Source organism: Rhodomicrobium udaipurense JA643, from assembly GCF_000636015.1.
Classification (GTDB): Bacteria; Pseudomonadota; Alphaproteobacteria; order Rhizobiales; family Rhodomicrobiaceae; genus Rhodomicrobium; species Rhodomicrobium udaipurense.
Map to the genome: position 1 here is coordinate 1 of NZ_JFZJ01000057.1, position 21,110 is coordinate 21,110.

Consider the following 21,110-nt stretch of genomic DNA (forward strand, 5'->3'; position numbering starts at 1 on the left):
CCCGCACCGAGAAGCGCGGCGGTCAGAAGCGCATCGTCCAGCGGATGCGCCTCCCCTTCGCCGAACTCGATCGCAGGACTCATGTCCGTCCCCTGTGGTTCGCCCTTCGGCAAACGGTCGTAGAAAAAGAAGGTCTTTCCGCCCCCGGGGAGGCGGAAAGGCACTATTGGATCTTGAGCTCGGTGATGTCGAACAGCACCGGCGCAGTGGAACTGCACGAACTGGCTTGTTGTTTCGGATCGCGAAAGACAAAACCGGACTGGAGCGGGGTGTCGGAAAAATCGATCGTCACCCCCTCCAGAAGTAGACGGCTCTCCTCGGGGAGAAAAAGCTTCAGGCCGTTGACTTCGATCACCGCGTCGTCCGGCTGAGGCTCGGCCTCAACGCTGAACTCGGCGGAGAGACCGGAGCAACCGCCCGGCGCCACCTTCAGGCGGAAACCGCTGCCGGGCTTGCCGTCGAAGCGAAGGAATCGCCGGATCACTTTTTCTGCCGCTGGAGTAACCGTCAGGTTCATGCCTTCAATCCTTACGCCGAGCGGGGATGAGCCGGGTCCGGAACGCACGTGCCTTCGACGGGGCAAACCGCTGCGCACTGCGCGTCGTCGAAGTGGCCGACGCATTCGGTGCACGTCACCGGGTCGATGAAATAAACGCCCTTCTTCACGCTGATCGCGGCATTCGGGCACTCGGCTTCGCAGGCCGAACAAGCGGTGCACTGGGAGGCGATGATCTTGTAAGCCATAGGGTTCAACTCCTGTCTATGGGTCTGGGTCGGGGCGGCTAGGCCGCGGTGAAGGCTCCCTGACGAATATCCGCATCGCCGCGCGCGACGTGCTCGATTTCGCCAGATTGGACTTTTTCTAAATATTCTTTGAAGTATGCAAGCGCAGATTGCTCGATGTACTCATGTGCGAAGCGATCGACCGGATCGATGCCAGCCTTGAGCAAGCCTTCCTTCGGGCAAGTGCCGATCCGGGCCACGAAAACGGCCGCGCAGTCGTTGATCGCGCGAATCACAGTCTCAAGCTTGTCGTCGTCGCCGAAACCGCCTTGGCAATAAAGGTCGACGCGGCGATGGCCGATGAACTTCGCGCCTGCCGTCGAAACCTCGTAGATCTGGAATTCGGTCGCGTGGCCGAAGTGCTCGTTGACGCGGCCGTTACCCTTTGTCGCAACCGCGATCTGGATGGCGATGTCGGCCTTTTCGCCCGCGAGCTTCGCCAGTTCGTCCGCCTTCGCGGCCTGCGTCGCGTCGCGCTCCGCTTCAACCTTGGCCTGATAGGCCTTGCGTGCTTCAAGATCGTAGTCGATTTCCATCGCCATGACCTTCTCGGTCGTGAACTCGTCGCTGCGGTCTTCGCCGAGGAGGCCCACCGCGTCGGCGCGGCACTGGCGGCAGTGCCGCATCATATTCATGTCGCCTTCGCAGGCATCTTGCAACGCCTTCAGCTCCTGCGCCGTCGGGCCGCGCTGGCCGTTCATGCCGAAGACGGTGCCATGCTCGGGCGCGGAGATCAGCGGCATGATGTTGTGCAGGAATGCGCCGCGCGCCTTCACCGCCTTGTTCACCTCGACGAGATGCTCGTCATTGACGCCGGGGATCATCACCGAGTTGATCTTGCAGAGGATGCCGCGCTCGGTAAGCATTTCGAGGCCGCGGAGCTGGTTCTCCGAGAGGATGCGCGCCGCCTCTACGCCGGTATAGCGCTTGTGCTCGTAGAAGATCCACGGATAAATCTTCGCGCCCACTTCGGGATCGACCATATTGACGGTGATCGTCACGTGGTCGATGTTGTACTGACAGATGCGGTCGACGAGTTTCGGCAGCATGAGGCCGTTCGTCGAGACGCAAAGCTTGATGTCGGGTGCGGTCTGCGCGACCAGTTCGAACGTCTTGAACGTCTTCTCGGGGTTGGCGAGCGGATCGCCCGGCCCGGCGATGCCGAGCACAGTCATCTGCGGAATGGTGGAGGCGACGGCGAACACCTTCTTCGCGGCCTGCTCGGGTGTGAGACGCTCGCTCACGACGCCGGGGCGCGATTCATTGGCGCAGTCGTATTTGCGGTTACAGTAATTGCACTGGATGTTGCACGCCGGGGCCACCGCCACATGCATGCGCGCGAAGTGATGATGCGCCTGCTCGCTGTAGCAGGGATGGTTCTTGACCTTCTCCCAGATCTCCGGCGGAAGCGTGCTTTCTGTGCCCGTCGATCCGCAACCGGATTTCCCCGGCCCGGCCTTCGTCTCGCAACCCTTGCTGGCGGCGATCTTCTGGAGCAAATCGTTCAGCGGTTTGATCTGGCCTTCGCCGGCGTCTGGAAGCTGTTCTGCGTCAAACATCATCGATCCTCGTAAAGGCCCGCCGCCTGGGAGGGTGAAGGCCGATGCGGCCCTATGCCCCGCGCATCCGCCGCTTTGTCGAGCGGCTTCTCCAGACGTGAAGCAATGACCGTGCCACAGACCAGAATGCTTCTAAAATCAGCGCCCGGCGGTTGCTCCGAGCGCGACGCGCTGTCGCGTTTCTTACACATGGGTGAACCGACCTGGCCTTTTGTACGAAACGGGCCAGTGAGGTGTGCCGCGCGGCGCGCGCTTCTTCGGCGGTATCGGGAGAGGGCAGACCGGCTGATCGCGGGCTGTGGCTCGCTCATGCCGACCACGCGCCGCTAGCGTTATTTGACTGAATCACCTTGTCGGCGAAGCGGCGGACACTTTTTACCGCGCGCGCCTGCTTAAACCTTCTCGTTCTCGCGATAGAGGCCATCCACGACCGGCGTCAGGCGCGTCATCACCGCCTGCCGCTTCACCTTCAGTGTGGGCGTGAGATCGCCGTTTTCGATGGATAGCGGCTCGGGCAGAATGGCAAAGCGGCGGATGTTCTCCACGCGTGAGTGCCGCGCGTTGATCGCGTGGATGCCCTCCTGAATTTCCTCGCGGATCGCCTCCGTCAGCGCGGGACCGTCAGCCATCCCGCGCTCGCTCGCGAACCGCTCCGCCGCAGCCTTGTCGAGCGTGATGAGCGCGCCGAGGTAGGGGCGTCGCTCGCCGCATACGATGGCGTGCTCGACCAGCGGAAGCGCCACGAGTTCCATCTCCAGGTTGGCGGGTGCGACGTTCTTGCCGCCGGACGTGATGATGATGTCCTTCTTCCGGCCCGTGATGTGAACGTAGCCATCCAGATCGACATGTCCGAGGTCGCCGGTGCGCAGCCATCCGTCCGTGAAGGTGCGCGCGGTGGCTTCCGGGTCTTTGGCGTAGCCTATGAACATGTACGGCCCGCGTATGAGGATTTCGCCGTCGCGGTCGATCTTCAGGTCGAGGCCGGGATAAGGCTTGCCGACCGAGCCGATTTTCGTCGCGCCCTTGAGGTTCGTGGTGCCGACGCCCGCACTCTCCGACAGCCCCCAAAGCTCGCGCACCGGAAGATCGAGGCCGGTCAGGAAGCGAAGCGTTTCCTCCGGGATCGGCGCGGCGCCGACGCCGAGGTGCTTCGCGCGGTCGAGGCCGATGAGGCGTTTCGCCTTGCGATGGAAAAGCCGCGACGCCACGGCCATGGCTAGCGCCGTCTTCAGGCCGATGCGCTCGCCCGCCTGCTCCTTGCGGTGCCAGTCCTGGCCGACGCCGAGCGCCCAATGCACGATCTTCGCCTTCGGCCCCTTCGCGGACGCAAGCTTCGCCTGCACGGCGGAAGCCAGCTTTTCGTAAACGCGCGGCACGCCGAAGAAAAAGTCCGGCCGAACCTCCGGTAGATGCTCGCCGAGGCTCAGGACATCGCGCGCGAAGTAGACCGCGTTGCCGACGGTGATCTGGAAATGGATCGTAAGGATGCGCTCGGCGATGTGCGCGAGCGGCAGATACGAAATCGTGCGGTCGTCGCCGGTCACGTCGAACAGCTTCAGCACGAGCGCCGCCGTCTTCGCGAGCGCGTCGTGGCTGATCTGCACGGCCTTCGGCGGGCCGGTCGTGCCGGAGGTGTAGATCAGGCAGCCGACGTCCTTCGGCTGGATCGCCTGCAAGCGGCGCTCGATCTCCGCGTCGAAGCGGTCGTCGCCCTGCGCCATGAACGCGTCCCACGTCATTTGCAGCGGGTCGGCGGCATCCGCGCCGCGCATCATGACGACATGTCGAAGGTGGCTCAATTCTTCGCGCTGGCTCACGATGCGACGGAAGTGCTCCTCCTTCTCGGCGAGCACGACGGCGCATTCGGAATGCGCGATGATGTAGGCCGCATCCTGCGCCGACGCCGTGAAATAGATACCCGCGACATTCGCGCCGACCATCATGGCGGCGATGTCCATGATGACCCATTCGGGGCGGTTATAGCCGATGACGCCGACCGCATCGCCCGGCTTCACGCCAAGCGCCACCAGCGCCCGCGCCGCGCGCCGCACCTCGTCGCGGAACACGTTCCATGGCGTCGCCGTCCAGCCTTCGGCCTCGCGCACATAATAGGCAGGCGCAGTTCCTCGCCGCGCCGCCGTTTCGAGGAAGCGCCGAGGCGGTGAAACGAAAGGCTCATCCTCAAGCGGTGCTGGTCCCTGCCTCCCCATGATGCGATCCTCCCAGGTTCATTATTATTCTTGTTTCGTCCGGAGACGCAATTTCCCGCCCCGCGTTTCGCGCGCATGCGGCCAGCGCCTCGATCAGCGCGCCGTTGCTTTTCGCCTTCTCGCCGCCCGGCAAGTAGAACGTGTCTTCGAGCCCGGTGCGCAGCATCCCGCCGAGTTCCGCCGCCCGCTGGTGAACGGGCCAGATTTCCGTGCGGCCGATCAGCGTCGTCTGCCAGAGCGCGCCGTCGCGGCGATATTTCAGCAGCAGCGCGAGCAGATCCGCGTCGACCGGCATGCCCGACGCAACGCCCATCACGAAATTGTACTGTGCCGTCTTCGCCATACCGTTCTCGACGTAGAGGCCGACCGAGCGGACGATGCCGACATCGAAGCACTCGAACTCCGGCCGCGAACCCGCTTCTGCCATTGCTTCGAGGAAGCCCTGCACCTTCGACACGGGGTTGTCGAACAGCAGCGGCGGCCACGCCCAGCGCCCATCCGAGCGGAGCTTCAGATAGTTGAGGCTGCCCGCGTTGCAGGCCGCGATCTCGGGCCGCGTGCGCCTGATGCAGGCGATCGGGCCGGAAATATCGGGGCCGACCGTGCCGGTCGTCTGGTTGATGACGATGCCGGGGCAGGCCGCGCGGATCGCCTCGACCGCCGCCGCCGCGACTTCAGGCTCCCAGCTCGGCAGATGGGCCACGCCATCGCCTTGCGCGCGGAAATGGATGTGCACGATGGCCGCGCCCGCATCGTAAGCCTCGCGCGCGGAGGCCGCCATCTGCTCCGGCGTCACCGGGATCATCGGATGTTGGCGCGGATCGGTGAGCACGCCGTTCAGCGCGCAGGTGAGGATCGCTTTATCGGACATCGGCAGGCGCATCCTCGGTTTCGATTTCGAACAGAAGCGCGCCGCTCGCGACCTGCGCGCCTGCGCTGGCATGCACCGCCGCGACGCGGCCCGCCGCGAGCGCTGTTACGCGCGTTTCCATCTTCATGGCCTCGATGATCGCCAACGTGTCGCCCGCAGCCACCGCCTGCCCCGGTTCGGCCAGCACCTTCACGAGCAGGCCAGCGACTGGGGCGGCGATGCGCGCGCCATCCGCCGCGTCGTCCGCATGCGCATGATCCGGCTCCGCGAAGGTGAAGGCCGCGCCGTCGATGGCGAGATGGAGCGTCGCGCCCTGCCATGCCGCCGTTGCGCGCCGCCGGACGCCATTCGCCTCGAACAGGATCCGGGGCGGCGCATTTTCGATCAGCGCGATTTCGATCCGCTCGCTGCCGACCGCAACCGCCAGCGGGCCGGAGCGCGGGCGCGTGTAGGTAAGCCGCTTCGTCTCGCCGCCGCATGTCAGGTCGAGCGAAAAGTCGCAGGCGCTGCCGGACCAGAACCATTCGCCCGCGCTGCCGCCTCGTTCGGCGGAGAGCGCGGCAGCCAGCGCCCAATCTGTGGGCGACGGACGGGGCCGCGCGAACGGCGATGCTGCGTCGCCCGCGCCCGTTTGCGCCCAGTCGTCGAGCGTCGTCGTGGCGATTTCGGCGCGCTCGAACGCCTCGCCGCGCAGGAGTGCGATCAGAAATTCGCGGTTCGTCGCAAGGCCGAGCAGCGGTGCATCCTCCAGCGCGGAGGCGAGACGGCGCGCCGCCTCGGCGCGATCCTGACCGCTCGCGATGGCCTTCGCCACCATCGAGTCGTACCAGGGTGAAACCTCGCTTCCGGTCTCGACGCCGCTATCGAAGCGGACGCCGCCGCTTTCTTGCGGGGCGAAATGGGCCACGGTGCCGGTCTGTGGACGAAAGCCGTCATATGGGTCTTCCGCGCAGAGCCGCGCCTCAATGGCGTGCCCCCGCATCGCGATCTCGTCCTGCCGAAGCGGCAACGGCTCCCCGGCGGCGACCCTCAATTGCCAGTCCACGAGATCGACGCCCACCACCATTTCCGTAACGGGATGCTCGACCTGAAGCCGCGTGTTCATTTCGAGGAAGTAGAAATTCAGGTCCGCATCGGAGATGAACTCGACCGTGCCCGCGTTGCGATAGCCCGCCGCCTGCGCGAGCGCGACGGCGTAACCCGTCAGCCGCTCGCGATGCGCTGGCGTGAGCACGGGGCTCGGCGCTTCCTCGATGATCTTCTGCCGTCGCCGCTGCGTCGAGCAATCGCGCTCGAAAAGGTGCACGACATTGCCGCGATCGTCGCCAAAGATTTGCACTTCGAGATGGCGCGGACGCTCAATTAGCCGTTCCAGCATCAGGCGGTCGTCGCCGAATGCGGCCTTCGCCTCGCGCCGCGCCGCCGCAAGCGCCTCATGCAACTCCGCCGCCGCATGGACCGCGCGGATGCCGCGCCCGCCGCCTCCAGCAACCGCCTTCACCAGCAGCGGAAAGCCGACTGCGGCCGCCTCGGCGGTGAGACGTGCATCCGCCTGATCCTCGCCGCGATAGCCCGGCACGCACGGCAGCCCCGCCGCTTCCGCGATGGCCTTTGCCGCAGCCTTGTCGCCCATCGCGCGGATAACGGACGCGGGCGGCCCGACGAAAACAATCCCCGTCGCTTCGCACGCCTCGGCGAAGTCCGCGTTCTCGGCAAGGAAGCCGTAGCCCGGATGGATCGCGTCCGCGCCGGTCTTCTTCGCGGCGTCGATGAAGCGGGCGATGTCGAGATAGCTTTCGCGCGGCGGCGGTGGGCCGATGCGAACGGCTTCGTCGGCGGCTGGCGTGTGCATGGCGGCGGCGTCCGCATCGGAGAATACGGCCACCGTGCGATAACCCATGGCGCGCGCCGTACGCACGATCCGGCAGGCGATCTCACCGCGATTGGCGATCAGAAGCTTGCGAAATCGCCGTGCCGTCATTCTGGCTCCGCCCGTTGCAACGAAACTAATTTATTGCATCGGGCGGCCTGCCGCAATGAATGGAAGCAAGCTAAGCCGAAAGGCGAATAAAAGAACGCCGCCCACTGAGGGGCGGCGTCGCCTTGAAGGTTGGTCGGATGTGTGCGGGAACACGCCGGATCAGGACCGCGGCGGAGCCTTCACCGCGAGCAGCAGGTTCGACGGCTTGCCCCAGCGATAGCCGACCGTGAAGCCGAGCGGACCCTTGCTCTCCTTCTTGAAAAGATCGACGAGCTTCGGCTGCTGCGCATGGCGGAACTGCGCGATCGGCGCGAGGTATGTGCCGAAAGGCTGAAGCTGCCAGTTCGCATCGAGATACTTCACCGGGATGCCGGTGTCGTCCTGCACGAGCGCCGCCGAGTGCTTCAGGAGGAAGTCGCGCACGTCGGAGAAGCCGGGATTATGCAGCAGGTAGGACGCGCTCTTGATGAAGGCGTCGCCCTGGCCATAGCCGTTGAGGAACTTGATGAAGCCGCTCGCCTGCACGCCCTTGTTGGAGAGGTCGGTCTTGAAATAATAGATCGTCTGCTCTTCGCCATCCGCGCCCGCGAGCACGATCTTTGCGCCCTTGGCCGCCGAGTCGATGCCCGGTTCGTCCGCCGCATGCAGCTTGCCTTCGCGGTCGAGCACGATGAGGCTCACATCCTTGATGTCCTTGCCGGAGCGGGCAGCGAACACATAGATGATTGGCAGCGTGCCCGAAAGCTTACGCCGCGAAAGCTGATGCCCCATCTCGCTCGTGATGAAATAGCTGTGCTTGAGCAGGCTGCCGAGTGCGGCGCGGGTGCCGTTCAGTTCGCTGTTTGCCGTCCTGACGGTCAGGTCGGAGAGGTCCGGGATCGGGCCTGACGGCTCAAGCCCGGCCATGATGATGGTCTTGGCCTTCGGGAAGAACGCGTTGGCGTAGAGATAATCCGGGCCGGAGAACAAGTAATAGAGCGTCGGCTCCTGTTGCTTCACATTATCCGACGACCAGCCGCGCACCTTGGAGAGCTGCTTGTCTTCGAGTTGCTTCCAGCTCGAGTCCATGAAGGACTGGTGTTTCTTGAAGGCGGCGTCCTTCGCCACGGCCTGAAGCGGCGAGTTCTCCGACGGCTGAATACCGGCGAGCACGCGCGCGATATCCGTCTGCGCCTGTCCGTCGGCGGCCATGAGCGCGCCGGGCAGGGCTGTTATCAATGCAATGCCTGCGAGGAATGATCGAACGGGGAAGCGGAATGTCATGGTCAAGCTATTCCCTTGCTAGGAGCCGCGCTGAACTTTGCTGAAATTGCATAGATGAAAAGACCCGCGATCATGAGACCGAGGCTCGCGAGCGACTGCCCCGGTCGCTCGATGAGAAGGTGGACGAGCACGGAGCCCGTCACCGCGAGGAAAAGCACTGGCGTCAACGGATAGGCCCACGCCATGTAGGGGCGCGGCAGGTCCGGGCGGCGAATGCGCAGCACGATGACGCCGAGCACGGTCAGGAAGGAACAGAGCGTGAGCGCGAACTGGATGAATTCGAGCACCGTCTCGAAGCCCTGCGTAAAGAGCAGCGCCGTCACGACGACAAGCTGGAAAACGAGCGCATTCACCGGCACGCCCTTGTTCGACGTCTTGGCGAAAAATGACAGCATCGGGTTGTCCTCGCCCATCACCTGAGCGACGCGCGGGCCGATCCACATCATCGCGCTGACCGCCGACACGAGGCCCAGGCAAATGAGCGCGGCGACGATCTGGCCGCCGGTTTCGCCGAAAATGTGCCGCCCAGCGATCAGGCCGACATCGATCTGGCCCGCGAGTTCGGCGACCGGCGTCGTGTAGAGGAACGCGGCGTTGAGGGCCACATAGAGCACAGTCACGATCAGCACGCCGAAAAGCAGGGCACGCGGAAGGGTCTTTTCGGGCTCCTTGATCTCGCTCGCGATGTAGGTCGCGGCGTTCCAGCCCGAGTAGGAATAGAGGACGAAAACGAGGCTGAGGGCGAAGGGCGCGCTCGCCATATAGCCCAAATCGGCGGCGGACGGTGCGAAGGAGATTGGCTGCGGCTCGCCCCATATGAAGCCCGCCGCGATGAAGACGACGATGAGCCCGAACTTCACGAAGGTGGAGACGTTTTGCAGCTTGCTGCCCGTCTTGACGCCCATCAGATGCACGAGCGAGACGAGCCAGACGACGGCGATTCCGAGGAGCAGGACGGGCGCGCCCGGCACGACGCCTGCGAAGTATTGGCCGAAAGCCATGGCCGCGAGCGCAACCGGCGCGGCGAAGCCGACGGTCGCGGAAATCCATCCGGCCATGAAGCCGATGGCGGGGCGGAAGGCGCGTGACAGGAAATTATATTCGCCGCCGGAGCGCGGAAAGGCCGCCGCAAGCTCAGCATAGGATAATGCCCCGCATAGCGCGACGAGCCCGCCGACGACCCACAGCATGAGCAGCGAAAAGGCCGATGGGATGTCGCGAACCTGGAAGCCGAGGCTCGTGAACACGCCCGTGCCGATCATGTCGGCGACCGCGAGCGCAGTTGCCGTTACGACTGATATCTTGGGCAGGTCCACCGACCCGAATTTGCCCCCGGACGAAGACGCGGCAGGCTCCTGCGCGCAAACCGATGCATCACTCATACCCTGCTCATATCAACTGAGGACGATTTCAACAATTCCGCCGGTAAGGTTAACGGTCTGGTAGTTGCATAGTGGCAACTTAGGCTGTGCGCTCAAGCGGATCGTACTCTAGCGGGAAAGGCATTTAGAAAGTCCTTTCGGCTAGGCTCGGGGAGCGGCCCATGATGTGGTCACGATTGCGGGTTATCCCGCTTCACACGTCTGGTGAGTGCAAGACGCCAGGTCTGGTTAGTAAGAGCGTGCGAGTATCCGTGTTCATCCTGCCGCGAGTATCTTTGGCGTTGTTTTCGAGGCTGCGTTTCCCGATTGTGGCGGCGCTCGCGATCACTGCCGCGGGCTGTCGCTCTGAGACGGAAGCCGTCGATTTCGCGAAGACCCCGGACGCCGCCGCGCTCAGCATGGAACTTCCCCCCTCCGGGTTGGCGGCGATGAGCCCCGATGCTGGCGACCGTTTGAACAGATCCGCCAAGCAGGGCGTTCTCAAACAGCAACAGCCAAAAGCCGTCGCCCCGACACTTGCCGTCGCTGCGGCCGCGCCGCTCCCCGAACAGCGCGTTGCCCCGGCCGAAAGGCGCGCGCCCGCCGAGGGACCGACGCTCATGACGGCTTCGATGTCGGTTGAGACGCAAGCCCCCTCGATCCTCGTGCCTGTCAAGATGGTCAAGAAAGGCTCGCCGATCAAAGCCGAACCGCCGCTGCTTCCGCTCAGGCAGACGCGCACGAAGCTCGTGCCGCTGCAAAGCGCGCCGTTCCCCTATCGCGGCACCAATCCGGCGACCGGCCACCCGTTCCTCAATGTGAACGACGGCGGCAGGCGCGGCCACAGCACGTCGAGCGGCGCGGTTTACTGGGAAGATCAGACTTACAGCGACAGCCGCACTCTGCTTCACATCCCGCGCGGCTTCGACCTCCGCCGCCCCGCGCTCATGGTGCTGTTCCTGCATGGGCATGGCGCGACCTTGCAGCGCGACGTGATCCAGCGTCAGCGCGTGCCGGAGCAGGTGTCCGAGGCGGGCGTCAATGCGGTGCTCGTTGCGCCGCAGCTTGCGTCCGATGCGGCGGATTCGAGCGCGGGCAAGCTTTGGGAGGTGGGCGGCCTGCGTCGCTTCCTCGACGAGGCAAGCAACGAACTCGTAAAGCTGCACGGCGATCCGCGCTCCAAGGCGTATTTCGACCGTATGCCGATCGTCATCGTCGCCTATAGCGGCGGCTATGCGACGGCAGCCTCCTGCATCCGACAGGGCGGCGCGGACGAGCGCTTGCGCGGCGTGGTGCTGCTGGACGCGCTCTACGGCGAGACAGACACCTTCGCGAACTGGATTTCATCGCGCGAGAAGGCCTTCTTCCTCAGCGCCTATGCGTCGTCCACGCGGGCGCGCAACACGGAGCTTGCCGATATCCTGAAGGGCAAGGACGTGGCGCTGAACACCAAGCTCAAGGGGCCGCTTCGGAGCGGAAGCGTGACGTTCATCTCCACCGATCCCGGCACCGAGCATCGCGATTTCGTGACGAAGGCGTGGGCGCATCATCCCATCAGGGATTTGTTGCAAAGGCTCCGCGTCGAAACGCGGTAATCGAAGCCAAGCCGCCCCGCTTGCGCACCGCCGCCGGTTTCGCGTTTTGCTGACGTGCCCTATTTGCGCGGTGGCTCGGCCCGCCATTCCGCCAGCTGCGCGCGCCCCTCGAGCGACATATCTGCCGCCGCCGATGCGATGACCGCCTGAATCACCGTCTCTAGCCGACGCCGCGCGTCCTGCGCGTCCGCCATGGCTTTGCGCGTGGCATCGCCGTCATACGGTTCGGCGCGCAGCGCGAGGCGCATGGCGTCCCGCGCCCTGTGAGAGGCGGCGTGCGTCTCCTCGACCTCGCTCGCGCGTTGAGCGAACGCGGCCCTGAGGCGGTCCGCATCCTGCGCCGGAAGCCGCGCGGCAATCCTCTCGAACTGGTAGGCCGGGCCGCCGCCCCCGCCGCGAAATGCCGGTTTGTATAATGACGCGACCGAAAACGCGACGACGCCGCAGATGAAAAACATGTTCAGGGCGAGAGACCAGAAAAGCAGGCCGCGCCGGGGCCGGCTTTCGGCGGCGATGGTGTCTTGCGCGCTCATCAGAAGGTTCCAATCGCGGTTTCGGACTGAAAGATGACGGCGATCGCGTCGGTCGTTTCCGCCGCAGCCATCTGCTCGTCCTGCGTGATCTTCTGCGCCCAGAAGATGCCGAGCGCGATGCCGCACGCCGCCGCAAGCGAAAACGCGGCAGCTCTCGGCAGGATCGGGCGCGAGAAAAGACGGTTGCGCGAGAAATTTTTCGGCCGTTCGTGCTGCGCCGGGCAAGCCGCACTTGCAACGCGCGCCTGCGCTGGAAGCGCCACCTGAGGCGGAAGCGTTGAGGGCAGCGCATCGAGGAGGCGCGCCGCGATAGCCTCATTCTCGGCTTCGGATGACGAGGTCGCGAGGCTCGCGCGAATGAGGCCGTCGAGTTGCCGCGCTTCCGCGAAAGCCGCTGCCGCATCCGCATCGTTGGCGACGAGGCGCTCGGCGGCGCTCCGGTCTGCGGCGGGCCACGCGGCAAGATCGCTGCCGTGCATATCGAGAAGATCCTGAAAACGGGCGCGGGTCATGTGCGGCTCCCTGAGTCATCGGATTGCGCGCGAAGCTCGGCGCGCAGCGTTCGCTTGGCACGAACGAGCAGCGCTTCGACGCTTGAAACTGTGGTCTCCAGCACGGAAGCCGCCTCGGCGTTGCTGAGGTCTTCGTAATAGGTCAGCACAATGGCCGCGCGCTGGCGGTCCGGCAGGGCGGCGATTGCGCGCGCAACGGCGGCGTCGGCCTCCCGCCTTTCGAGGCTCGCCTGCGCGGAAGGCGACGGGTCCGGCACCTCGGCCGCGTCGTCGAGCGGCGCGAAGCTTTTATGGCGCTGCCTGTTGAGGCAGAGATTGACGACCACGCGGTAAAGCCACGTCTTGAAAGCCGCCTCGGCGCGCCAGTGCGGCGCATTCACCCACACGCGGAGCATCGCTTCCTGCAAGACCTCGTCGGCATCGGCCGCATTCGCGAGCATGCGTCGCGACAGGGCCAGCGTGCGCGCGGCATGGCGGGCAGCAAGTCGGCGGAACGCAGCCTCGTCGCCCATCGCCACGCTTCTCATCAGCGCCTCGTCGGTCGCTTCGGCGAAATCCGCGGCGCGGCGGGCCTCGTCCGCGGCCTCGGAGCGCGCGCTATCCCGGGGCGGCGACACGACGAATGGCCTCGCCAGCGTTTCTGCGTTCATCCATGCAACGGCCCCGATAGACACGCGGTCGCCTCCGCCTCGTCGCGCCAGGCCCGCAATGCCGCCTGCTTACCACTTGGACACGGCAGGCGCAAAAATCCTGCGCAGGGTTTTGCGCCGCCGCCGTGTTCAAGCTCCATACGGCGGGCGGCACCGGCAGGTCGCTATGCACCGCCGCGACCGAAACCGATTTACCTCCGAAGCGCCCGATGCGGCGGCTTCAATTGAAGGATGCATGACATGAATGGATTTCTTGGGCGCGTGACGACGCCGTTCACGTTCGGCCTTTTCGCCGTATCCGCGATTTCAGGCTTGGCGCTGTTTTTTCACCTCGGCTCGAACCTCTTTCACAGCATGCACGAATGGCTGAGCTTATTGTTGCTCGTGCCCTTCTTCGTGCATGTCTGGCGGAACTGGGGCGCGATGAAGGGCTATTTCCGGCGCGGCTCGATGATCGTACCGCTCGCCCTGTCGCTTGTGGCCGCTGCGGCGTTCGCGATTCCCGCCGCGATGCAGGGCAAGACGGGTTCGCCGCGAGCCGCCGTCATGCTGATGACGCAAACGCCACTCGACAATCTCGCTCCAGTGCTGAAGACTACGCCGGATGCGCTGCGAGCGAACCTCCTTCAGCGCGGCTACAAAGTGGCCTCCACCGCCGACACGCTCGCGAGCGTCGCGGCTGCGTCCGGCGCACCGGCGATCAAGCTGCTGGTGGAAGTCATGCCATCCCGGTAATCGCATCCGTGATCGGCATTTGACGAAGGGGTGGCGCGACCTTAGATTTAACAGGTTTGGAACAAGGACGCGAAGCATGTCGAAGCGGCAAGAGTTGCGCGCGCCCGCCCTCGAATTAAATCAGGCAAACGGGCTGCTCGAACTGAATGAGCGCTACCGGGAAATCTTCCGGAGCATCGTTGAGACCTATCTTGAAACGGGCGAGCCGGTCGGATCGCGTCACCTGTCGCGCCAGCTTCCGATGACGCTGTCGCCCGCATCCGTGCGTAACGTGATGTCGGACCTCGAATCGCAGGGGCTGATCTACGCTCCGCATGTGAGCGCGGGCCGCATTCCCACGCAGACGGGGCTGCGCCTGTTCGTGGATGGCCTGCTCGAAGTCGGCAGCATCGAGGAAACCGAGCGCGAGCAGCTCGAACGCCAGCTTCTGCGCGACTATCACCGCGAGCATGCCGTGACGTCCGAAGTGCTGGCCGAGGCGGGCGACCTTCTCTCCGGTCTGTCGCGCTGCGCGGGCGTCGTGCTCGCCGAGAAGCAGGTAAGCCGCCTGAAGCATATCGAATTCGTCAGCCTCGACTCGAAGCGCGCGTTGCTCGTGCTGGCGGGCGATGACGGCAGCGTGGAAAATCGCGTGCTGAATTTGCCGGAGGGGCTGCCGCCGCAAGCGCTCGTCGAGGCGACAAATTATCTCAACGCGAAGATTCGCGGCGTGACGCTCCCCGAGGCGCGCGAAAAGATCGAGGGCGAACTCAAGGCGAGGCAGGCCGAACTCGACGCGCTCACCGCGAAGCTCGTGCGGTCGGGTCTGGCGCAGTGGTCGGGCGGACGCGAGGACAATCGCAGCCTCATTGTGCGCGGACAGTCGCGCCTCCTGAACGACCTCAGGGCGGTAGAAGACCTCGAACGCATCCGCCTGCTTTTCGAGGATCTCGAATCGCAAAAGGCGCTGATCCATCTTCTCGATCTCGCCGAAAAGGCCGAAGGCGTCCGCATTTTTATCGGCTCCGAGAACAATCTGTTTTCCCTGTCCGGATCTTCCCTTATCGTTGCTCCGTTTCAGGATCACGAGCGCAAGATCGTGGGCGTTCTTGGCGTCATCGGCCCGACGCGTCTTAATTACGGCCGCATTATCCCCATGGTTGACTTTACGGCCAAGCTCGTGAGCCGCGTGCTCGCTTGATTATCCCGCCGAAACCGCCGATATAGCTTCAAAAATCGGCGCATTGAAGATCGAGGATAGCGGACGGTCCTCATCGAAAACGGAAACGGCAGAACACCATGAACGATACCCCGGACGGGCCCTCGGACGCGAACGGGCCGGAAAATAACGATTCTCTCGGCCGCGAACAGAATCCGCAAGCCACCGAAGAGCAGGTAAAGGCGCTGGCGAAGATGCTGGCCGATTCGAGGGCCGAAAACGCCGAGCTTCGGGATCGCCATTTGCGCATCGCCGCGGAGATGGAAAACTACCGCAGGCGGAGCGAACGCGAGAAGGTTGAAACCGCGAAATACGCGTCGTCCGAGTTCGGCAAGGACGCCATCGTGATCGCCGACAATCTGCGCCGTGCAATCGAAGCCGCGCAGAAAGAAGCGACGGACCAGACCCCGGCACTGAATACTCTGCTTCAAGGCGTGGAAGTGACGGAGCGTGAGCTTCTCAAGGTTTTCGAGCGTCACGGCATCACGCGCTTCGAGCCCCTCGGCGAGAAATTCGATCCACATACCTCCGAGGCGATGATCAAGGTGGATGTGCCCAACGTGCCCGCCGATGTCGTCGTGCAGGTGCTTCAGGCGGGCTACAAGATCGGCGAGCGGGTTTTGCGCCCGGCAGCCGTGATCGTTGCCAAGGGAGGCGCGCCGGTCAAGCCGGAGCCGCCGCAGGGCGAGCACTCGGCCAAGCCCGTGAGCGACGCCCCCTCAGCCGCGCATGCGGAGCCGCATCACGATCATCACGCGGTCGAGCCCGCTCACGAACACGATCCCGATGTTTTCCGCGATCCGAGCGGCGCGCCCCTGCGGCGTGACCGGCCCGGCGGAGATAAGCGTGCCTCGTCCGTAACGCAGCCCGTTACGGAAAACAGCGGTCCGGCGGGCGTCGACGAGCTGATTTCATCCTTCGGAAAACGGCTCGAAAACGGCAACTGACAGCGAACGGCGCAACCGAAAGCGGTGAACCGGCAGGCGCGGCGTTCAGCCCGCGCCGCCATCCCGCCCCGCAAGCGTCAGCGCCTCGCGGAGGCGACCGCCCGTGCGTTCGAGTAGCGCGCCGGCCTCGTCCAGCCCACACCCTTGCAGCAGAAGCATCGCAAGCTTGATGTTGCCGCCCGTTTGCGCCAGCGCTTCGCGCACCGCGCCCAGGTCCTTGCCCGTCAGATGCACGAGCATCTTCTCGCGCCGCCCGACAAGCTTCGCGTTCACGGCCTGCACCTCGACCATCAGCCCCTCGTAAACGCGCCCGAGCCGGATCATCACCAGCGACGACAACATCGCGAGCGTGACGCGCTGCGCGGTGCCCGCGTTCATGCGCGTCGACCCGGCGATGGGCTCCGAGCCGGTTTCAAGGCAGATCGGGCAGTCGGCTTCGAGCAGAAGCGGCGTGTCGGGGTTATTCGCGATGCCCACGGTGAGCGCGCCGAGTTTCTTCGCCTCGCGCAGCGCAGACAGCGTGAACGGCGTCTTGCCGCTGGCGGCCACCGCGATCAGCACGTCATTCGCGCCGACGCCATGCTCCACGCGGATTAGTTCAGCGGCGCGATGGGTTTCATCCTCCGCCCCTTCGACGGCCTGAACCATGGCCTCGTCGCCGCCAGCGAGCAGCAGCACGAGCCGTTCTTTCGGCCAGCTGAAGGTTGGCATGAGTTCCGCGCCGTCCTGCACCGCGAGGCGGCCGGACGTGCCCGCGCCCGCATAGACGAGCCGTCCTCCGCTCGCGAGGCGCTTTTCCATCGCGAGCACCGCGCGAAGGATGTCGCGCCGCGCCGCGCGCACGGCGGCGACCGCAGCGAACTGCCCCTCGATCATCGCATCGAGCGCGTCGAGCGGCTCCCAAACATCGATGCCGGAGAAGCGGGGCGAAGGCCGTTCAGTATCCATAACAACCGAAAACGCGTTTGAGTGGCGTTGGACTTTGCAACATGCAACCTTAAATAAGCATCCGCAACAAGGGCATAAAGAGTGAACGCTGAGGTGTTGTTTCTCGCGGTGGACGGCGGCGGCACGAAATGTCTGGCTCGCCTCGCCAACGCGAACGGCGAAACGCTGGGCAATGGGCGCTCGGGTCCAGCGAATGTCCGGCGCGGCCTTCCGCAGGCGTTCGCGGCCATCATGGACGCCACGGCGCAATGCTTCGATGAAGCGGCCCTCGCGCCCGATTACAGCCGCGTCGTCGCCTGTCTCGCGCTTGCGGGCGCGGGCGAGCCGGACATTCAGGCCGAACTCGCGCGCTACGCCCACCCGTTCAGGGCTGCGATTTTTACCACGGATTCGCATGCGGCTTGCGTCGGAGCGCATCGTGGCGAGGATGGCGGCGTGATTATCGCCGGGACAGGCAGCATCGGTGAAGCCATCGTGCGCGGCGTGCGTCATCGCGTCGGCGGCTGGGGGTTCCCGGTGTCCGACGAAGGCAGCGGCGCGTGGCTCGGCCTAGAAGCCGTGCGGCGCACGCTGTGGGCGCTCGACGGCAGGGCGGTACCGTCGCCTCTGCTCGACGAAGTCGCCAGCCGTTTCGACCGTGACCCGAACGCCATCACGCGCTGGGCGAGCGAGGCCGGGCCTGCCGATTTCGGCACGTTCGCGCCGCTCGTTTTCCGGCACGCCGGTGAGGGGGACACGGTCGCACGGGAACTTATCGCCGCTGCGGCGCGCCATGTGGAACGAATTGCCGAGGCGCTGCTTGTTCTGGGAACGCCAAGGCTCGCGCTCATGGGTGGCCTCGCGAAGCCGCTGGAACCGTGGCTGTCCGCGGCGGTAAAGCGATCGCTGGTTCGCCCGGCTGGCGACGCGCTTAACGGCGGGTTGCAACTCGCTCGAAATGCTTTTTCGGGCAGGAGGATCGATGAAACATTCTGACGTGCAGGACGTGCGCATGGCGCAGGAAATTCGCGAAGCGCCGCATGCGGTGAGCCGCCAGCGTGATGCGCTCGCGCGCCCGGTTGAGGAGCTAGCCGCGCGGCTGAGGCGGAAGCCGCCCCGGGTGATCGTCACCTGCGCGCGCGGCAGTTCCGCCCATGCCGCCACCTTCGGCAAGCACCTGTTCGAGCGTTATCTGGGCGTGCCTGTGGCCGCCGCCGCGCCGAGCATTGCGAGCGTCTATGGCGGCGAACTGAAGCTGAAGGATCAACTTTTCCTAGCGATCTCGCAATCGGGGAGCAGCGCCGACATCATCGCCATGACCGAGGCCGCGCAACGCTCCGGCGCGCTGACGGTGACAATCGTCAACGACATCGAAAGCCCGCTCGCCCGCGTGAGCGACATCGTGCTTCCCATGAGCGCCGGGCCGGAACTTTCCGTCGCCGCGACGAAAACCTTCGTCACCACGCTCGCGGCACTGGTTCGGCTTACAGCGGCATGGAACGGACATGCGGCGCTCGACGCCGCCGTCGCCCGCCTGCCCGAACGCCTCGCCGCCGCTTCCGATCTCGACTGGAGCGCCGCGCTGCCCGCGCTCGCAGGCGCGCCGAGCCTCGTCACCATCGGGCGCGGGCCGACGCTTGCCATCGCCCGCGAGGCGGCGCTGAAGCTCAAGGAAACGGCGAACCTTCACGCCGAAGCCTTCAGCGGCGCGGAGTTTTTGCATGGGCCGGTGGCGCTTGTTTCGCCGGAATATCCGATCCTGATGTTCAATCCCACGGACGAAGCCGCCGCGGGCATGGACCGGCTCGCCGCGGACCTGCGGGGCAAGGGAACGGCGCTCTTCGGCACCGGCGCGAAACATGACGAAAATTTAACAGTCCTGCCACCGGATCAACCCGAGACTGATGCGGCTTGCCTCATCCAGAGCTTCTACATGATGGCCGTCCAGCTCGCGGAGCGTATCGGGACAGATGTGGACCGTCCCCGTCATCTTCGCAAAGTTACAAGCACACGATAATGCTTCGCAATCGATACGCTATAGCTGCCTCCGTGATCTTCGACGGTGCGGAGGTCCATCGGGATCGCGCGGTCTTCATGCGGGGCGGGCGCATCCTCGACATCCTGCACGTGGGCAATCTGCCTCACGGGGTGCCCGTGCGGACGCTGCCGGAGGGTGCGTGGCTCGCGCCGGGCTTCATCGATGCGCAGGTGAACGGCGGCGGCGATGTGCTTCTGAACGACGATCCGGGCGCGGGGGCGATGGCTGCTATCGCGGCGGCGCACCGGAAATTCGGAACCACGGGCATCATGCCCACGCTCATCACCGACGCGCGCGAAAAGATGGTCGTTGCGCTCGAAGCCGTCGACCGCGCGGCCGCGCTCAATGCGGGTGTGCTCGGGCTGCACCTGGAAGGGCCGTTCATCTCGCCAGAGAAGCCGGGCATCCACAGCCGCGACTATATCCGCGAGCCGACGGCGGAGGATCTCGACCTCCTTACCGCGCCGCGCGAAACGGCGACGCTCGTGACCCTCGCGCCGGAGCGAGTTGGGGCCGGGGTCGTGGAGCGGCTCGCCGATGCGGGCGTGCGTGTCTCGCTCGGCCACTCGATGGCGACCTATGAAGAAACGAAGGCGGCGCTCGATGAGGGGCTGACCGGCTTCACCCACCTTTTCAACGCGATGCGCCCGCTCGGTGCCCGCGATCCCGGCCCCATCGCCGCTGCGCTCGAAGCACCGAACGCCTTCTTCGGCATGATCGTGGACGGCGAGCACGTCGCGCCTCCCATGCTGCGGCTGGCGCTGCGTGGCGCCGCGCATCCGATGCTCGTGACGGATGCCATGCCGCCCGTTGGGGGTAAGACGACGAGCTTCTTGCTGAACGGGCAGGATATCGTACTCAAGGATGGACGCCTTACCAATGCGGCGGGGACGCTGGCGGGCTCGGCGCTCGACATGGCGTCGGCGGTGCGGAACACGGTGGAGATGCTCGGCGTGCCGCTGACGGATGCACTCCGTTTCGCGTCGACCGAACCGGCGGCGTTCCTCGGCTTTGGCGACCTGCTGGGACGCATCTCGCCGGACTTCCGGGCCGATCTCGTGGCTTTCGATCCGCGCGACATGAGGATTTACGAAACGTGGGTCGATGGGCGCCCATCGGAGTCCACCAATCCCGCGTGATCTATTCGCCGGTCCGCGGAAGCTCGTGCGCCAGCGCGTCGAGCATGTCGCTGACGGTGGCCTCGCTCGTGTTGAGCGTCAGCGAGATGCGCAGCCGCGCCGTCTTTTCCGGCACGGTCGGCGGCCGAATGGCGCGGATGTCGTAGCCATAACCGCGCATCGCAGCAGCGAGAGCCGTTGCGCGCGTGTCCGCCCCGACGACAACCGGCACGATCTGCGAGCCGCTGCCCTCGATCCCGCAGCGCTCCTTGATGGCGGCATTCGCGAACGCGATGAGGCTGGCGAGCTTCTCGCGCCGTTCCGGCTCCTCCTTGCACAGGCGAAGTGCGGCGCGGACAGCGGCGGCGATCAGCGGCGACGGCGCGGTGGAAAAGATGAACGGCCGCGAACAGTTCACGAGGTAGTTGCGCAAGGTGCGGGACAGGCACACAAGCGCGCCAGCCGAGCCGAGCGCCTTGCCGCAGGTGTGGAGCGAGACGACGTTTGCGCTGCCTTCGAGATGCGCGCCGAGTCCGGCGCCGTCAGGGCCGAATACGCCCGTCGCATGCGCCTCGTCGATGACGAGCACGCCTTCGTTGCGGTCGGCGATAGTGGCGAGGTCGTCGAGCGGCGCGCGGTCGCCGTCCATGCTGTAGAGGCTCTCGACCGCGATCCAGGTGCGCCCCTTGCTGCCCGCTGCGCGCCACGCGCGAATGCGATCCTCTACCGCGTTGGCGTCGTTATGCGCGGCCTTGACGGTCTCGGCCTTGCCCGCACGCATGCCGTCATGCGCGCTTGCATGGATGAGCGCATCGTAAACCACGAGGTC

Annotated in this window: 20 protein-coding genes; 7 read left to right on the forward strand and 13 right to left on the reverse strand. The window is 65.3% G+C overall.

What is annotated here, in order from left to right:
* Window positions 1-163 precede the first annotated feature (163 nt).
* The 8 genes from T281_RS09750 to T281_RS09785 form a co-directional block, all read right to left on the reverse strand.
* Window positions 164-517 (reverse strand): HesB/IscA family protein, encoded by a 354-nt coding sequence (locus T281_RS09750; protein ID WP_013420980.1) that lies wholly within the window; start codon window positions 515-517, stop codon window positions 164-166.
* An 11-nt stretch (window positions 518-528) separates the two neighbouring features.
* Window positions 529-744, reverse strand: a complete 216-nt coding sequence (locus tag T281_RS09755; protein WP_013420981.1) for a 4Fe-4S dicluster domain-containing protein — start codon at window positions 742-744, stop codon at window positions 529-531.
* 38 nt (window positions 745-782) lie between these two features.
* Entirely contained in the window at window positions 783-2,342 is a 1,560-nt protein-coding gene (nifB, locus tag T281_RS09760) for a nitrogenase cofactor biosynthesis protein NifB (protein WP_037237957.1), read from the reverse strand.
* Between the two features lie 392 nt (window positions 2,343-2,734).
* On the reverse strand, window positions 2,735-4,552 hold the full coding sequence (locus T281_RS09765; RefSeq protein ID WP_037237933.1) for an AMP-dependent synthetase/ligase: 1,818 nt from the start codon (window positions 4,550-4,552) through the stop codon (window positions 2,735-2,737).
* On the reverse strand, window positions 4,524-5,423 hold the full coding sequence (locus tag T281_RS09770) for a beta-keto acid cleavage family enzyme (protein WP_037237959.1): 900 nt from the start codon (window positions 5,421-5,423) through the stop codon (window positions 4,524-4,526). The genes T281_RS09765 and T281_RS09770 overlap by 29 nt, the downstream gene beginning before the upstream one ends.
* Window positions 5,413-7,404: an acetyl/propionyl/methylcrotonyl-CoA carboxylase subunit alpha gene (locus T281_RS09775; protein ID WP_037237935.1), complete on the reverse strand. Its 1,992-nt coding sequence runs from the start codon at window positions 7,402-7,404 to the stop codon at window positions 5,413-5,415. The genes T281_RS09770 and T281_RS09775 overlap by 11 nt, the downstream gene beginning before the upstream one ends.
* 159 nt (window positions 7,405-7,563) lie before the next feature.
* Window positions 7,564-8,673: a hypothetical protein gene (locus T281_RS09780; RefSeq protein WP_155955192.1), complete on the reverse strand. Its 1,110-nt coding sequence runs from the start codon at window positions 8,671-8,673 to the stop codon at window positions 7,564-7,566.
* Window positions 8,670-10,049 (reverse strand): APC family permease, encoded by a 1,380-nt coding sequence (locus T281_RS09785; RefSeq protein ID WP_037237939.1) that lies wholly within the window; start codon window positions 10,047-10,049, stop codon window positions 8,670-8,672. Before T281_RS09785 ends, T281_RS09780 begins: the two co-directional genes overlap by 4 nt.
* Window positions 10,050-10,330: 281 nt before the next feature.
* On the opposite strand from T281_RS09785, the gene T281_RS09790 reads away from it, so the two are divergent.
* Window positions 10,331-11,623 (forward strand): hypothetical protein, encoded by a 1,293-nt coding sequence (locus T281_RS09790; RefSeq protein WP_052037331.1) that lies wholly within the window; start codon window positions 10,331-10,333, stop codon window positions 11,621-11,623.
* A gap of 59 nt (window positions 11,624-11,682) precedes the next feature.
* Here the strand turns inward: T281_RS09790 and T281_RS09795 are convergent, their stop codons facing one another.
* Genes T281_RS09795 through T281_RS09805 form a run of 3 tightly spaced genes read right to left on the reverse strand, consistent with a single transcriptional unit; the run spans window position 11,683 to window position 13,342 of the window.
* Window positions 11,683-12,156, reverse strand: a complete 474-nt coding sequence (locus tag T281_RS09795) for a periplasmic heavy metal sensor (RefSeq protein ID WP_037237941.1) — start codon at window positions 12,154-12,156, stop codon at window positions 11,683-11,685.
* Window positions 12,156-12,668 carry a hypothetical protein gene (locus T281_RS17735; protein ID WP_052037332.1) on the reverse strand — a complete coding sequence of 171 codons (513 nt, stop codon included), beginning with the start codon at window positions 12,666-12,668 and terminating at the stop codon, window positions 12,156-12,158. The genes T281_RS09795 and T281_RS17735 overlap by 1 nt, the downstream gene beginning before the upstream one ends.
* Window positions 12,665-13,342: an RNA polymerase sigma factor gene (locus T281_RS09805; protein WP_037237943.1), complete on the reverse strand. Its 678-nt coding sequence runs from the start codon at window positions 13,340-13,342 to the stop codon at window positions 12,665-12,667. Before T281_RS09805 ends, T281_RS17735 begins: the two co-directional genes overlap by 4 nt.
* Before the next feature lie 216 nt (window positions 13,343-13,558).
* On the opposite strand from T281_RS09805, the gene T281_RS09810 reads away from it, so the two are divergent.
* The 3 genes from T281_RS09810 to grpE all read left to right on the forward strand — a co-directional run bounded on the left by T281_RS09810 (window position 13,559) and on the right by grpE (window position 16,198).
* On the forward strand, window positions 13,559-14,053 hold the full coding sequence (locus T281_RS09810) for a DUF4405 domain-containing protein (RefSeq protein ID WP_052037335.1): 495 nt from the start codon (window positions 13,559-13,561) through the stop codon (window positions 14,051-14,053).
* A gap of 76 nt (window positions 14,054-14,129) precedes the next feature.
* Complete coding sequence (gene hrcA, locus T281_RS09815) at window positions 14,130-15,233, forward strand: heat-inducible transcriptional repressor HrcA (protein ID WP_037237947.1); 1,104 nt, start codon at window positions 14,130-14,132, stop codon at window positions 15,231-15,233.
* A gap of 98 nt (window positions 15,234-15,331) precedes the next feature.
* Window positions 15,332-16,198 (forward strand): nucleotide exchange factor GrpE, encoded by an 867-nt coding sequence (gene grpE, locus T281_RS09820; protein WP_052037333.1) that lies wholly within the window; start codon window positions 15,332-15,334, stop codon window positions 16,196-16,198.
* Window positions 16,199-16,243: 45 nt separating this feature from the next.
* Here the strand turns inward: grpE and T281_RS09825 are convergent, their stop codons facing one another.
* Window positions 16,244-17,146, reverse strand: coding sequence for an N-acetylmuramic acid 6-phosphate etherase (locus T281_RS09825; protein WP_037237949.1), 903 nt, complete (start codon window positions 17,144-17,146; stop codon window positions 16,244-16,246).
* A gap of 81 nt (window positions 17,147-17,227) precedes the next feature.
* Here T281_RS09825 and T281_RS09830 point away from each other — a divergent pair, with 81 nt between their 5' ends.
* The 3 genes from T281_RS09830 to nagA are packed head-to-tail and all read left to right on the forward strand — an operon-like array spanning window position 17,228 to window position 20,302.
* A complete protein-coding gene (locus tag T281_RS09830) occupies window positions 17,228-18,121 on the forward strand; it encodes a glucosamine kinase nucleotide-binding domain-containing protein (RefSeq protein WP_037237951.1) in 894 nt (297 codons plus the stop codon).
* The gene (locus T281_RS09835; protein ID WP_037237953.1) at window positions 18,108-19,142 is read left to right on the forward strand and encodes an SIS domain-containing protein; all 1,035 of its coding nucleotides are present in this window, start codon (window positions 18,108-18,110) and stop codon (window positions 19,140-19,142) included. Before T281_RS09830 ends, T281_RS09835 begins: the two co-directional genes overlap by 14 nt.
* On the forward strand, window positions 19,142-20,302 hold the full coding sequence (gene nagA / locus T281_RS09840) for an N-acetylglucosamine-6-phosphate deacetylase (RefSeq protein ID WP_037237955.1): 1,161 nt from the start codon (window positions 19,142-19,144) through the stop codon (window positions 20,300-20,302). The genes T281_RS09835 and nagA overlap by 1 nt, the downstream gene beginning before the upstream one ends.
* Window position 20,303: 1 nt before the next feature.
* Here the strand turns inward: nagA and T281_RS09845 are convergent.
* Window positions 20,304-21,110, reverse strand: an 807-nt coding sequence (locus T281_RS09845) for an aminotransferase class I/II-fold pyridoxal phosphate-dependent enzyme (RefSeq protein WP_037237968.1), incomplete at its 5' end; no start/stop codon positions are given.

Coding starts and splice junctions, on each gene's coding strand:
- hrcA (WP_037237947.1), top strand. CDS start 14,130: ATGTCGAAGCGGCAAGAGTTGCGCGCGCCCGCCCTCGAATTAAATCAG.
- grpE (WP_052037333.1), top strand. CDS start 15,332: ATGAACGATACCCCGGACGGGCCCTCGGACGCGAACGGGCCGGAAAAT.
- T281_RS09770 (WP_037237959.1), bottom strand. CDS start 5,423: ATGTCCGATAAAGCGATCCTCACCTGCGCGCTGAACGGCGTGCTCACC.
- T281_RS09775 (WP_037237935.1), bottom strand. CDS start 7,404: ATGACGGCACGGCGATTTCGCAAGCTTCTGATCGCCAATCGCGGTGAG.
- T281_RS17735 (WP_052037332.1), bottom strand. CDS start 12,668: ATGACCCGCGCCCGTTTTCAGGATCTTCTCGATATGCACGGCAGCGAT.
- nagA (WP_037237955.1), top strand. CDS start 19,142: ATGCTTCGCAATCGATACGCTATAGCTGCCTCCGTGATCTTCGACGGT.
- T281_RS09755 (WP_013420981.1), bottom strand. CDS start 744: ATGGCTTACAAGATCATCGCCTCCCAGTGCACCGCTTGTTCGGCCTGC.
- T281_RS09785 (WP_037237939.1), bottom strand. CDS start 10,049: ATGAGTGATGCATCGGTTTGCGCGCAGGAGCCTGCCGCGTCTTCGTCC.
- T281_RS09835 (WP_037237953.1), top strand. CDS start 18,108: ATGAAACATTCTGACGTGCAGGACGTGCGCATGGCGCAGGAAATTCGC.
- nifB (WP_037237957.1), bottom strand. CDS start 2,342: ATGTTTGACGCAGAACAGCTTCCAGACGCCGGCGAAGGCCAGATCAAA.
- T281_RS09750 (WP_013420980.1), bottom strand. CDS start 517: ATGAACCTGACGGTTACTCCAGCGGCAGAAAAAGTGATCCGGCGATTC.
- T281_RS09825 (WP_037237949.1), bottom strand. CDS start 17,146: ATGGATACTGAACGGCCTTCGCCCCGCTTCTCCGGCATCGATGTTTGG.
- T281_RS09795 (WP_037237941.1), bottom strand. CDS start 12,156: ATGAGCGCGCAAGACACCATCGCCGCCGAAAGCCGGCCCCGGCGCGGC.
- T281_RS09810 (WP_052037335.1), top strand. CDS start 13,559: ATGAATGGATTTCTTGGGCGCGTGACGACGCCGTTCACGTTCGGCCTT.
- T281_RS09765 (WP_037237933.1), bottom strand. CDS start 4,552: ATGGGGAGGCAGGGACCAGCACCGCTTGAGGATGAGCCTTTCGTTTCA.